Source organism: Rathayibacter sp. AY1B6, assembly GCF_002932755.1.
Taxonomy (GTDB): Bacteria; Actinomycetota; Actinomycetes; order Actinomycetales; family Microbacteriaceae; genus Rathayibacter.
Genome location: NZ_PSWL01000001.1, coordinates 126,011 through 138,595 on the forward strand (window position 1 = coordinate 126,011; position 12,585 = coordinate 138,595).

Below are 12,585 nucleotides of genomic sequence, written 5' to 3' on the forward strand. Positions count from 1 at the left end.
AGTCCTCGGTTCGGGGATGGGAGCGGGTGACGGCGGCGCTAGGAGGCGGCGTAGGCCTCGAGGGTGCGCGGGCCGAACGCATCGGGGATGACCTCGTCGATCGTCTTCACGCCCGACACGGTCTGGAGGAGCATGCCCTCGGCCGAGTGCTCGAAGAGCAGCTGGCGGCAGCGCCCGCAGGGCATCAGGACGCCGCCCTTCCCGTCGACGCAGGTGAAGGCCACGAGCCGGCCGCCGCCCGTCATGTGCAGGGAGGACACCAGCGCGCACTCGGCGCAGAGCGTGAGCCCGTAGGAGGCGTTCTCGACGTTGCAGCCCGCGATCGTCCGGCCGTCGTCCACGAGCGCGGCGACCCCGACGGGGAACTTCGAGTACGGGACGTAGGCGTGGCTCATGGCCTCCAGCGCGGCCTCGCGCAGCGCCTCCCAGTCGATGTCGGTCACGACGGCTCCTCTCAGGACTTCAGGTACGGCTTGCCGGCGGCGGCCGGCCCGCGGGACTGGCCGACGAGACCGGCCACCGCGAAGATCGTCACGACGTACGGCAGCATCAGCATGAACTCGCTCGGCACGGGCGAGCCGATGACGCCGAGAACGTTCTGCAGGTTGGTCGCGAAGCCGAACAGCAGCGACGCCAGAGTCGCCTTGATCGGGTCCCAGCGGCCGAAGATGACAGCGGCCAGGGCGATGAAGCCCGCGCCCGCGGTCATCTCCTTGCCGAACGCTCCGACCGCGTCGAGCGTGTAGTACGCGCCGCCGACTCCGGCGATCGCCCCGGCGAGGGAGACGTTCCAGAAGCGCGTGCGGGCGACGTCGATGCCGACGGTGTCCGCGGCCTGCGGGTGCTCGCCCACGGCGCGCAGGCGGAGGCCCCACTTGGTCTTGAACAGGCCCCACCACACGGCGAAGATCGCGAAGTACATCAGGTAGACGATCACCGTCTGGTTGAACAGGACGGCGCCCACGATCGGCACCTGGCTGAGCACCGGGATCGGGAGGCGGTCGAACTTCACCGGCGAGTTGAACGTCGACGCGTCGGCGGAGAGGACCTGGGAGTAGAGGAAGCTCGTCAGGCCGGTCACCAGCACGTTCAGCACGACTCCGACGATCACCTGGTCGACCAGGTACTTGATCGCGAAGGCGGCCAGCACGAACGACACCAGGACGCTCGCGACCATCGCCGCGAGCAGGCCGAGCACCGGCTGGCGGGTGAGGGAGCCGACCATCGCCGCGGTGAAGGCGCCGGCGAGCAGCTGCCCCTCGATCGCGACGTTGACGACTCCGACCCGCTCCGAGATGACGCCGCCGAGGGAGCCGAAGATCAGCGGAGTGGCGAGCCCGACGGTCCCGAGCAGCAGTCCCGAGACGGGCAGCGCGGCACCGGCCGACGCCCAGACGAGGAACCCGATCAGGAAGACCAGGGCGAAGACCGCCGAGAGCCAGAGCGGGATGCGCCGGCCGGCGCGGGTGAGTGCGGCCGACGCGACGGCCAGGGCGACCAGGACGATCGCCACGACCACTCCCGTCCCCCGCGTCGGGAACGGGATGTCCGGCAGGGCGAAGAAGTCGGTGCCCGCGGCGAGGCGGAACGAGCTCGTCCCGTCACGGCCGAGGGCCACGAAGAGGACGACGGCGAGCAGCGCGAAGACGCCGAACGCGATCGGCGCCTTCCAGCTGCGGATCACGACGCGGTCCGGTGCGGTGGCGACGGCGGTGCTCATGCGGACACCTCCGAGGTGCGGCGGGTGCGGCGCTTCGGGGCGGCCCCGGGCGTCGGGAGGCGGAAGATCGCGCGCACCAGCGGCGGCGCGGCGATGAAGAGGACGATCAGCGACTGCACGACGAGGACCACGTCGATCGGCACGCCCTCGGCGGCCTGCATCGAGTAGCCGCCCGCCTTGAAGGCGCCGAAGAGGATGCCGGCGAAGAACACGCCCCAGGGGCGGGAGCGGCCCAGCAGCGCGACCGTGATCGCGTCGAAGCCGATGCCCGCGTCGATCCCGGAGGTGAAGCCGGTCGTGACCGTCCCCATCACCTGGGCGCTGCCGGCGAGGCCGAGCAGGCCGCCGGAGAGCAGCATCGCGTACACGTAGCTGTTCTTCACGTCGATGCCCGCCACACGCGCCGCGTGCGGGTTCTCCCCCACCGCGCGGAACTTGAAGCCGATCGTCGAGCGGTTCAGGAGCCACCAGACGAACACGGTCGCGAGGACCGCGAAGACGAAGCCGAGGGTGAGCGAGTAGCCGGGGCCGAGGAGCGCCGGGAAGACCGCGGTCTCCTTCATCCCGGGCGACTTCGGGTTGTTCGAGCCGGGAGCCTGCAGCGCGCCGGGCGTCCGCAGGAGGTAGGAGATCAGGTAGAACGCGACGTAGTTGAGCATGATCGTGAGGATCACCTCGTGCGCGCCGGTGCGGGCCTTGAGCAGTCCCACGAGTCCGCCCCAGAGCGCGCCGCCGAGGATGCCGGCGGCGAGCGCGACGATCAGGTGCACGCCCCACGGGAGGTCGAAGGAGAAGCCGACCCAGCCCGCGCAGGCCGCGGCGATCAGCATCTGGCCGCGGCCGCCGATGTTGAACAGGCCGACGCGGAAGGCCAGGGCCACTCCCAGGCCGCCGGCGATCAGCGGGGTCGCGAAGGCCAGGGTGTCGGTCAGCGGCTTGATGCCGTTGGCGAAGCCCTCGCGGCGGAAGTTGTAGACCGAGCCCTGGAAGAGCGAGGAGTAGGCACCGGAGACGGACTGCCAGATCGCCTGCAGGGTGTCGAGCGGCCGGGCGAAGAAGTAGCCCGACGCCGCCTGGACGTCCTTGTCGGTCGCGGCGATCAGCACGCCGCCCGCGATGAGGGAGAGCAGCACGGCGAGCACCGACATCAGCGCGGTGCCGGAGAGGATCTCGCGCAGGACGCGGGAGGCGCCGCTCTCGAGCGGGCCGGGGCGCACCTCCTGATCCGGCTTCTGGCCGGGCTCGAGCCCGGCCGCCTTCTCGGTCTCCGCGTCGGGATCGACCGCGGGCAGTTGCGCGTCGCTCACGCCGCCGCTCCCTTCTCGGCGGGCGTCTGCCCGGCCATCATGAGCCCCAGGACCTCGCGGGGCGTATCGGCGGGGACGATGCCGATGATCCCGCCCTTGTACATGACCGCGATGCGGTCGGCGAGCGCCGCGACCTCGTCGAGCTCGGTCGACACCACGATCACGGGGACTCCGGTGTCGCGCGTCTCGACGATGCGCTTGTGGACGAACTCGATGGAGCCGACGTCGATGCCGCGGGTGGGCTGCGCCGCGATGAACAGCCGCAGCTCCCGGCTGAGCTCGCGCGCGAGCACCACCTTCTGCTGGTTGCCTCCGGAGAGGCGGCCGACGTGGGTGCCGATCCCCTGGGCGCGCACGTCGAACTCGCGCACCCGCTCCTCGGCGAAGCGCTCGAGCTCCTTGAGCCGCAGGCCCAGGCCCTTCACGAACGGACCGCGGTCGCTGCGGTCGAGCATGAGGTTCTCGGCGATCGTGAACTCGGCGACCAGACCGTCCTCGGTGCGGTCCTCGGGGACGAAGCCGACCCCGGATTCGAGGACGCGGCGCACGGAGAGCCCGTCGAGGCGGCGCCCGTCCAGGGTCACCGAGCCCTCGACCCGGTCCTGCAGGCCCATGATCGCCTCGGTGAGCTCGGTCTGGCCGTTGCCCTGCACGCCGGCGATCGCGAGGATCTCGCCGCGGCGGACCTCGAAGGAGACGTCGTCGACGACGGCCTGGCCGTTGGCGTCGCGCACGGTGAGGTTCGAGACGACGAGGGCCTCGTCGCCCGGCACAGCCTGCTCCTTCTGCACCGTCAGCTCGACGGCGCGGCCGACCATCAGGGAGGCGAGCTCGGCGTTGCTCGCCGTCGGAGACGCCTCCCCCACGACTCTGCCGAGGCGGATGACCGTGATGCGGTCTCCGACCTCGCGCACCTCGCGGAGCTTGTGCGTGATGAAGACGATGGCGGTCCCGGCCGCGCGCAGCTGGCGCATGATCGCGATCAGCTCGTCGGTCTCCTGCGGGGTCAGCACCGCGGTCGGCTCGTCGAACACGAGCACCCGGGCGTCGCGCGAGAGCGCCTTGATGATCTCGACCCGCTGCTGCACGCCGACGGGGAGGTCCTCGACCAGGGCGTCGGGATCCACGTCGAAGCCGAAGCGGTCCGAGATCTCGCGCACCCGGGCGCGCGCGGCGGCGAGGTCCAGGCGTCCGCCGGCCTTCGTCTCCTCGTGGCCCAGCATGACGTTCTCGGCGACGGTGAACACGGGGACGAGCATGAAGTGCTGGTGGACCATCCCGATGCCGGCCTTCATGGCGTCGCCCGGACCGGAGAAGTGCTGGACCGCGTCGTCCAGCAGGATCTCCCCCTCCTCGGCCTGGTACAGGCCGTAGAGCACGTTCATGAGCGTCGACTTGCCCGCGCCGTTCTCGCCGAGGAGGCAGTGGATCTCGCCGGGTTCGACGGTGAGATCGATGTGGTCGTTGGCCACGAGCGCGCCGAAGCGCTTCGTGATGCCACGCAGTTCGAGCTTCATGGGACCAATCTAACTTTCGGTTCGCGCCACGATGCGCCGCCGAATGGGATCGATGGACGGAGCGGAGCCGATCCGCCCGCCGGACCGACGAAGAGGCCGGCGGGCCCGAGGTGTGCTCGGGCCCGCCGGCCTCTTCGAGGAAGCGACTAGGACGCCGCGGGAGCGGACGGGGAGGTGACGGTGATGGAGCCGTCGATGATGCCCGCCTTGATGGTGTCGAGCTCGCCCTGCAGGTCGCCCGAGACCTTCGACTCGAAGTCGTGGAACGGCGCGATGCCGACTCCGTCGTTCTCGAGGGTGCCCACGAAGGGGGTGGGGTCGAAGTCGTCGGCTCCGGCGGAGCTGGTGACGTCGGTCGTGCCGGCCTCGATGCCCTTGAGGATCGAGGTCAGGTACAGGTCGGCGCCGTCGGGGTAGGTCTCGTAGAGGTCCGCGTCCACGCCGACCATCGCGATGTCCTTGCCGGAGTCGCGGATCGCCTCGATCGCCGACTGGAAGATCGGACCGCCGACGGGGAGGATGACGTCCGCGTTCTGGTCGATCAGCGACTGCGCGGCCGACTTGGCCTCGACGCCCGCCGCGAAGCCGCCGGTGAAGGAGCCGGTCTGCGCGTCGACGTCCCAGCCGACGACCTTGACGTCCTTCCCCTTCTGCTCGTTGTAGTACTTCACGCCGTCGGCGTAGCCGTCCATGAAGATCGTGACGGTCGGGAACTGCTGGCCGCCGTAGGTGCCGACGACGCCGGTCGTGGAGTACGAGGCGGCCGCGTAGCCGGCGAGGAACGCCGCCTGCGAGGTGTCGAAGGTGATCGGCTTGACGTTCGGCAGGTCGATCGTCGCGTCGTCGATGATCGCGAAGTCGATGTCGGTGTTCGCCTCGGCCGCGGCCGACGTGGCCTCGGCCAGCGCGAAGCCGACGGTGATGATCAGGTTGCAGCCCTGGTCGACGAGGCTGGTCAGGTTCGGGGCGTAGTCCGTCTCGGACTCCGAGGTGACGGTCTTCGGCGTGACCCCGAGGTCCTCCGAGGCCTTCACGAGGCCGTTGTAGCCGAGCTCGTTGAACGACTTGTCGTCGAACCCGCCCGCGTCGGACACCATGCAGGGCAGGAAGTCGCCACCGGCGGCGGCGCTGGAGCCGCTCTCCTCGGGGGCGGAGGCGCAACCGGCGAGAAGCGCGGTGACGCCGAGGGCGGCGAGACCGCCGAACGCGGCCTTACGCGAGGTGATAGTCAAGATGTCGTCCTCCAGGAATGCGGCCCCGCGCGACGAGCGCAGCAGAGCGTCGATCCCCCCACGTTACCCAATGTGACAAGCCGCTCAGCCGCCCGCACGGTGGTGGTCAGGAAGAGTTACACAGTGTTGATCTTCCCGTGATGCGCGGAGCGCATCACAGGGCGCGGTCGGCTCCGCGACGGGGTGCGATCCGCAGAGCGGGTCGCGTCGGGCTGGCCGGAATCGCTGGCACGCGATTCCGGCTCGCGGCCCTCTCCCGGCTGTCGGCGGTCGAGGGCGTTCGGGCGGGCTCCGCGCTGCGCGCGGTCGGGACGGGACGGGTGTCGTGTCACCCGGTGATAGTCGAGCAGCCGCGGAGCGGCGCATCGAGACCCCCCTCACTGGTCGAGTAGCCGCGCAGCGGCGTATCGACACCCCCGAGACGTACTCCCGCCCTCCCTGCTGGTCGAGTAGCCGCGCAGCAGCGTATCGAGACCCCCGACGTACCCCCTCCTCGCAGGTCCAGCAGCCGTGCAGCGGCGTATCGGGACGCGCGCGCGGCGCCGGCGGACGCGCGAACGGCGAAGCGCGGCGCCTCCGAGGGAGGGCCGCGCTTCGACAGAGGGGGACGGAGGGCTAGAGGACGTCGGTGCGGCCGGAGAGGCGCAGGGCGTCGACGACGCCCTTGACCTTCTGGGCGTTCTCGGTCGTGGTGACCAGGAGCGCGTCGGGGGTGTCCACGACGACGATGTCCTTCACTCCGATGAGGGCGATGGTGCGGTTGCCGCCGCTCACGACGATGCCCGTCGCGGAGTCGGCCAGCACGCGGGCGTCCTCGCCGAGGATGGCGAGGTCCGAGCGGAGACCGCTCGAGTGCAGCTTCGCGATGGACGCGAAGTCGCCCACGTCGTCCCACGAGAAGTGGCCCGGCACGACGGCCAGCTTGCCCGCGGCCGCGGCCGGCTCGGCGACGGAGTAGTCGATCGCGATCTTCTCCAGGCCCGGCCAGATGCGGTCGACGACCGCACCGCGCTCCGGGGTGTCCCAGGCGGCGGCGAGCTCGAGCAGCCCGGCGAGCAGCTTCGGCTTGGCGCGGCCGAGCTCCTCGAGGAGGCGGTCGGCGCGGGCGATGAACATGCCCGCGTTCCAGAGGTACTGACCGCTGGAGAGGTAGGCGCGCGCCGTGTCGGCGTCGGGCTTCTCGACGAAGGAGTCGACGGCGAGCGTGTGCGTCGCCCCGTCGATCCCGAGGTGCTTCCCCGTGCGGATGTAGCCGAAGCCCACGGCAGGCTCGGTCGGCGTGATGCCGATGGTCGCGATGTAGCCCGCGTCCGCCGCGACGACGGCCTCGGCGACCGCGTCGTGGAACAGCTGCTGACCGCTGATGACGTGGTCGGCGGCGAACGAGCCGATGATCACGCCGGGCTGGCGGCGCTCGAGGATGGCGGCGGCCAGGCCGATCGCGGCGGACGAGTCGCGCGGCTCGCTCTCGAGGACGACGTTGAGGTCCTCGAGGCTCTCGAGCTGCTCCTCGACGGCGGCGCGGTGCGCGCGGCCGGTGACGACCATGATCCGGTCGGCGCCCGAGATGGGCGCGAGGCGGTCCCAGGTGTCGCGGAGGAGGGTCTGTCCCGACCCCGTCAGATCGTGCAGGAACTTCGGGGCGTCGGCCCGGGAGAGCGGCCACAGCCTCGAGCCGATCCCGCCGGCGGGGATCACGCTGTAGAAGCGGTCGAGCGGGGCGCGGCCATCGGTCTCAGGTGATGTCATGTCCGCAGGATACAAGGGAGCCCGAGCGCGACCGTCCGTTCACCCGGGCGCGCGCCGCCGTTCATCCCGCCGCCGTAGCGTCCGGGGCGTGAGAGTCGCGGTCGTCACCGAGAGCTTCCTGCCGTCGTTGAACGGCGTGACCACGAGCGTCCTGCGGGTGCTCGACGAGTTCGCGGAGCGCGGGATCGAGGCGCTCGTCGTCTGCCCGGCCGCGGGGGCGCCGGGCCACTACGCGGGCCACCGCGTCGTGGAGCACCCGGCGATCGCCTACCGCGACTTCCCGGTCGGGATCCCCACGCTCGCCCTCACCCGGGAGCTGGCCGACTTCGAGCCCGACGTCGTGCACGTCGCCTCGCCCTTCCTCCTCGGCGCCCGCGCCATCGCCTCGGCAAGCCGGCTCGGCGTGCCGAGTGTCGCGATCTACCAGACGGACGTCGCGCGGTTCGCGGCCCGCTACGGCATCCGCGGCGCCCGCGCCCTCGCGTGGCGGGTGATCCGCCAGATCCACGCCGGGGCGGACCTGACCCTCGCCCCCTCCACCAGCGCCCTCGACGACCTCGCCGCCGCCGGCATCGAGCGCACCGCGCTGTGGGGCCGCGGCGTGCAGAGCGAGCGATTCCACCCGCGCCGCCGCTCCTCCCCCTACGCGCAGGCGGTCCGGGCCGGACTCGGCGCCGAGGACGCGCTCGTCGGCTACATCGGGCGCCTCTCCCCCGAGAAGAGGGTGGAGCGGATGGCGGCACTCGCCTCCGTCCCGCACGCCGAGCTCGTGGTGGGCGGCTACGGCCCCTCCTCCGCCCGGGTCGCCGCCGCCCTGGGCCCGGCGGCGCGGATGCTCGGCCGGCTCGACGGCGACCGGCTGCCGGCGGTCTTCGCCGCGCTCGACGTCTTCGTGCACACCGGCACGGAGGAGACGTTCGGCCAGACGGTCCAGGAGGCGCAGGCGTCCGGCACCGCCGTGGTCGCGCCGCACGCGGGCGGCCCCACCGACCTCATCGAGCACGGCGTGGACGGCCTGCTCTACGCGCCCGAGAGCGACTCGGACCTGCGCCGGCAGGTGGAGCGCCTGGTCCGAGATCCCGCACTGCGCGCCCGGCTCGGCGAGGCGGGCCGCCGCCGCGTGCTCCACCGCACCTGGAGCGCGCTCACCGACGAGCTCCTCGCGCACTACGCGACCGCGGGGGCGCCCGCCCTCGCCCTGCCCCGCAGCTAAGGCTCGCCTAAGCCGCGCCCGCCTGCGAGCGCGCTTAGAATCGGAGGGCGAGTTTCTCGTCGCTCCCCGCCCCGTCCCCGTCCACGCGACGTGGGAAAAGGTCAGGCCGTCGGAGCACAACCAGGGAGGGTTGTTCGTGTCAGTTCAAGCTGCTCAAACCCTCGCACCCCGGAAGCAGGGGAAGATCCGGCGTCCGGCCGGCACCCTCTACCGCGGTCGCGAAGGCATGTGGTCGTGGGTGCTCCACCGGATCACCGGTGTCGCCATCTTCTTCTTCCTCCTCGTCCACGTCCTCGACTCCGCTCTCATCGCCGTGAGCCCCGAGGCGTACAACGCGGTCATCGGGACGTACAAGAACCCGATCATGGGACTCGGCGAGACCGGGCTCGTGGGCGCCATCGCGTTCCACGCGCTGAACGGCCTGCGGATCATCCTGGTCGACTTCTGGAGCTGGGCGACCCGCAACCAGCGCGTCCTCTTCTGGGTCGTCATGGGCCTCTGGGTCGTGCTGATGCTCGGCTTCGCGCCGCGCCACCTGATCAACGTCTTCAGCGAGGGGGGTGCGCAGTGAGCACCGTCGCCGCACCGCGGACCCCGCACACCCCGACCCGCTCCTCCGGCACCAACTGGGAGAAGTGGGGCTGGATATACATGCGTGCCTCCGGCGTCGTGCTGATCGTCCTGATCTTCGGGCACCTCATCTACAACCTGCTGCTGGGCGACGGCATCAAGGCCATCGACTTCGGCTTCGTCGGCGGCAAGCTGGCGAACCCGTTCTGGCAGTGGTGGGACGTCCTCATGCTGTGGCTCGCGCTGATCCACGGCGGCAACGGCATGCGCACGCTGGTCAACGACTACGCGACCTCGCCCCTGCTGGCCAAGGCCTTCAAGGGCGGCATCCTCGTCGCCGTTGTCGCGCTGATCGCGCTCGGCACCTGGGTCGTCTTCGCGTTCGACCCGTGCCCCGCCGGCACCGCCGCGGACCTGCTGCCCTCCTTCTGCGCAGCGTGACCACGGTGCCGCGGATCGGAGAGGGGCCCGCGCCCCTCCCGGTCCGCGGCACCGCGTCCCGGCACCTCCCCCTCCCATCCCCGTACGACGGAGCACCCACCCCGTGAGCACACCAGGCCACACCCACACCGGCGCCGACCAGAGCGCCTTCGCGCAGACCGTCGGACCCGACGGCGTCCACTACCACCAGTTCGACGTCGTCATCGTCGGCGCCGGCGGTGCCGGGATGCGCGCGGCCATCGAGGCCGGCCCCAAGGCGAAGACGGCCGTGATCTCGAAGCTGTACCCGACCCGCTCCCACACCGGAGCGGCGCAGGGCGGCATGGCCGCCGCCCTCGCGAACGTCGAGGAGGACAGCTGGGAGTGGCACACCTTCGACACCGTCAAGGGCGGCGACTACCTCGTCGACCAGGACGCGGCCGAGATCCTCGCGAAGGAGGCCATCGACGCGGTCATCGACCTCGAGAACATGGGCCTGCCCTTCAACCGCACCGAGGAGGGCAAGATCGACCAGCGCCGCTTCGGCGGTCACACCCGCGATCACGGCAAGGCGCCCGTCCGCCGGGCCTGCTACGCGGCCGACCGCACCGGCCACATGATCCTGCAGACGCTGTTCCAGAACTGCGTCCGGCTCGGCATCAACTTCTACAACGAGTTCTACGTCCTCGACCTGGTGATGACCGAGGTCGACGGCGTGAACAAGCCCTCCGGCGTCGTCGCCTACGAGCTGGCCACGGGCGAGCTGCACGTCTTCCAGGCGAAGGCGATCATCTTCGCGACCGGCGGCTTCGGCAAGATCTACAAGACCACCTCCAACGCGCACACCCTCACCGGCGACGGCGTCGGCATCATCTGGCGGAAGGGCCTCCCGCTGGAGGACATGGAGTTCTTCCAGTTCCACCCGACCGGCCTCGCCGGCCTCGGTATCCTCCTCACCGAGGGAGCGCGAGGAGAGGGTGCGATCCTCCGCAACGCCTCGGGCGAGCGCTTCATGGAGCGCTACGCGCCCACCATCAAGGACCTGGCGCCGCGCGACATCGTCGCCCGCTGCATGGTCCAGGAGGTGGCGGAGGGGCGCGGCGCCGGCCCGCACAAGGATTACGTGCTGCTGGACTGCACCCACCTGGGCGCCGAGGTGCTCGAGACCAAGCTCCCCGACATCACGGAGTTCGCCCGCACCTACCTGGGCGTCGACCCGGTCGTCGAGCCGGTCCCGGTCATGCCGACCGCGCACTACGCGATGGGCGGCATCCCGACCAACGTCAAGGCCGAGGTGCTCTCGGACAACACGACCGTCGTCCCCGGCCTCTACGCCGCCGGCGAGTGCGCGTGCGTCTCGGTGCACGGCTCCAACCGCCTCGGCACCAACTCCCTGCTCGACATCAACGTCTTCGGCAAGCGCAGCGGCAACAACGCCGCCGACTACGCCAAGACGGTCGACTTCACCCCCCTGCCCGCCGACCCGGCCGGCGCGATCCGCGACATGCTCGCCTCGCTCCGCTCCGCGACCGGCACCGAGCGGATCGCCTCGATCCGCAAGGAGCTGCAGGACGAGATGGACAAGAACGCCCAGGTGTTCCGCACCGACGAGTCCCTCGAGGCCGTCACCGGGACCATCCAGCGCCTGCGCGACCGGTTCCGCAACATCTCGGTGCAGGACAAGGGCAAGCGCTTCAACACCGACCTCCTCGAGGCCGTCGAGCTGGGCTTCCTGCTCGACCTCGCCGAGGTCGTCGTCTACTCGGCGCGCAACCGCAAGGAGAGCCGCGGCGGCCACATGCGCGACGACTTCCCCAAGCGCGACGACGAGAACTACATGCAGCACACGATGGCGTACCTCTCCGGTGACGCCCACTCCTCCGACGCCGGTGACCACATCCGGCTCGACTGGAAGCCCGTCGTGATCACCCGGTACCAGCCGATGGAGAGGAAGTACTAGCCGTGTCGACCGCTACCCTCGAGCAGCCGCCCGCCGCCCCTGCGGCCCCGGAGGCGTTCACCGTCACGTTCATCATCCGCCGCTTCGACCCCGAGGTGGACGCGGAGCCGCGCTGGCAGGACTTCGACGTCGAGATGTACTCGACCGACCGCGTCCTCGACGCCCTGCACCGCATCAAGTGGGACCAGGACGGGTCGCTGACCTTCCGCCGCTCGTGCGCGCACGGCATCTGCGGATCCGACGCGATGCGGATCAACGGCCGCAACCGTCTGGCCTGCAAGACGCTGATCAAGGACCTCGACATCTCGCAGCCGATCTACATCGAGGCGATCAAGGGCCTGCCCCTCGAGAAGGACCTCGTCGTGGACATGGAGCCGTTCTTCGCCTCCTACCGCGAGGTGCAGCCGTTCCTGGTCGCCAACACCCCGGCGCCCAAGGGAAAGGAGCGCGTGCAGTCGGTCGCCGACCGCGCCCGCTTCGACGACACCACGAAGTGCATCCTCTGCGCCGCGTGCACCTCGTCCTGCCCCGTGTTCTGGACCGACGGGCAGTACTTCGGCCCCGCGGCGATCGTGAACGCCCACCGCTTCATCTTCGACTCGCGCGACGACGCCGGTGGAGCGCGCCTGGACATCCTCAACGACAAGGAGGGCGTGTGGCGCTGCCGCACGACCTTCAACTGCACGGAAGCGTGCCCGCGCGGCATCCAGATCACGCAGGCGATCGCCGAGGTGAAGCAGGCCGTCATCCGCGGCCGCGCCTGACCTGCACGCCGGAAGCCGCCGTGCACGCTCGATCCTCGGATCCGGCGTGCACGGCGGCTTCTACCGTGCACGGGCCGCTCCCCCACAGGAGGCGGATCGGGACGGGTCTCCACAGGTCGACGGTTGCGGCGGG

11 protein-coding genes are annotated in these 12,585 nt (G+C 70.8%); 5 read left to right on the plus strand and 6 right to left on the minus strand.

Annotated features, from left to right (window positions below):
• Window positions 1–38 precede the first annotated feature (38 nt).
• From C5D08_RS00580 to C5D08_RS00605, 6 genes are all read right to left on the minus strand, one after another.
• Window positions 39–443 (minus strand): cytidine deaminase, encoded by a 405-nt coding sequence (locus C5D08_RS00580; RefSeq protein ID WP_104275347.1) that lies wholly within the window; start codon window positions 441–443, stop codon window positions 39–41.
• An 11-nt stretch (window positions 444–454) separates the two neighbouring features.
• On the minus strand, window positions 455–1,720 hold the full coding sequence (locus C5D08_RS00585) for an ABC transporter permease (protein ID WP_104275348.1): 1,266 nt from the start codon (window positions 1,718–1,720) through the stop codon (window positions 455–457).
• Window positions 1,717–3,027, minus strand: a complete 1,311-nt coding sequence (locus C5D08_RS00590; protein WP_219812831.1) for an ABC transporter permease — start codon at window positions 3,025–3,027, stop codon at window positions 1,717–1,719. The genes C5D08_RS00585 and C5D08_RS00590 overlap by 4 nt, the downstream gene beginning before the upstream one ends.
• Window positions 3,024–4,544: an ABC transporter ATP-binding protein gene (locus tag C5D08_RS00595; RefSeq protein WP_104275349.1), complete on the minus strand. Its 1,521-nt coding sequence runs from the start codon at window positions 4,542–4,544 to the stop codon at window positions 3,024–3,026. The genes C5D08_RS00590 and C5D08_RS00595 overlap by 4 nt, the downstream gene beginning before the upstream one ends.
• 146 nt (window positions 4,545–4,690) lie before the next feature.
• Entirely contained in the window at window positions 4,691–5,776 is a 1,086-nt protein-coding gene (locus tag C5D08_RS00600; protein ID WP_104275350.1) for a BMP family protein, read from the minus strand.
• Window positions 5,777–6,391: 615 nt separating this feature from the next.
• Window positions 6,392–7,525 (minus strand): mannose-1-phosphate guanylyltransferase, encoded by a 1,134-nt coding sequence (locus C5D08_RS00605; protein WP_104223184.1) that lies wholly within the window; start codon window positions 7,523–7,525, stop codon window positions 6,392–6,394.
• An 88-nt stretch (window positions 7,526–7,613) separates the two neighbouring features.
• Here C5D08_RS00605 and C5D08_RS00610 point away from each other — a divergent pair, with 88 nt between their 5' ends.
• The 5 genes from C5D08_RS00610 to C5D08_RS00630 all read left to right on the plus strand — a co-directional run bounded on the left by C5D08_RS00610 (window position 7,614) and on the right by C5D08_RS00630 (window position 12,452).
• Window positions 7,614–8,738 carry a glycosyltransferase family 1 protein gene (locus C5D08_RS00610; RefSeq protein WP_104275351.1) on the plus strand — a complete coding sequence of 375 codons (1,125 nt, stop codon included), beginning with the start codon at window positions 7,614–7,616 and terminating at the stop codon, window positions 8,736–8,738.
• Window positions 8,739–8,874: 136 nt separating this feature from the next.
• A complete protein-coding gene (sdhC, locus tag C5D08_RS00615; protein WP_258067919.1) occupies window positions 8,875–9,309 on the plus strand; it encodes a succinate dehydrogenase, cytochrome b556 subunit in 435 nt (144 codons plus the stop codon).
• Window positions 9,306–9,749, plus strand: a complete 444-nt coding sequence (locus C5D08_RS00620) for a succinate dehydrogenase hydrophobic membrane anchor subunit (RefSeq protein WP_104223187.1) — start codon at window positions 9,306–9,308, stop codon at window positions 9,747–9,749. The genes sdhC and C5D08_RS00620 overlap by 4 nt, the downstream gene beginning before the upstream one ends.
• 202 nt (window positions 9,750–9,951) lie before the next feature.
• Window positions 9,952–11,688: a succinate dehydrogenase flavoprotein subunit gene (gene sdhA, locus C5D08_RS00625; RefSeq protein WP_104275416.1), complete on the plus strand. Its 1,737-nt coding sequence runs from the start codon at window positions 9,952–9,954 to the stop codon at window positions 11,686–11,688.
• Between the two features lie 2 nt (window positions 11,689–11,690).
• Entirely contained in the window at window positions 11,691–12,452 is a 762-nt protein-coding gene (locus C5D08_RS00630) for a succinate dehydrogenase iron-sulfur subunit (protein WP_068254543.1), read from the plus strand.
• The last annotated feature ends 133 nt before the right edge of the window (window positions 12,453–12,585 follow it).

Bases quoted from the DNA above. Each gene is read 5' to 3' on its own strand.
- C5D08_RS00585 (WP_104275348.1), bottom strand. From the start codon at position 1,720: ATGAGCACCGCCGTCGCCACCGCACCGGACCGCGTCGTGATCCGCAGC.
- C5D08_RS00595 (WP_104275349.1), bottom strand. From the start codon at position 4,544: ATGAAGCTCGAACTGCGTGGCATCACGAAGCGCTTCGGCGCGCTCGTG.
- C5D08_RS00605 (WP_104223184.1), bottom strand. From the start codon at position 7,525: ATGACATCACCTGAGACCGATGGCCGCGCCCCGCTCGACCGCTTCTAC.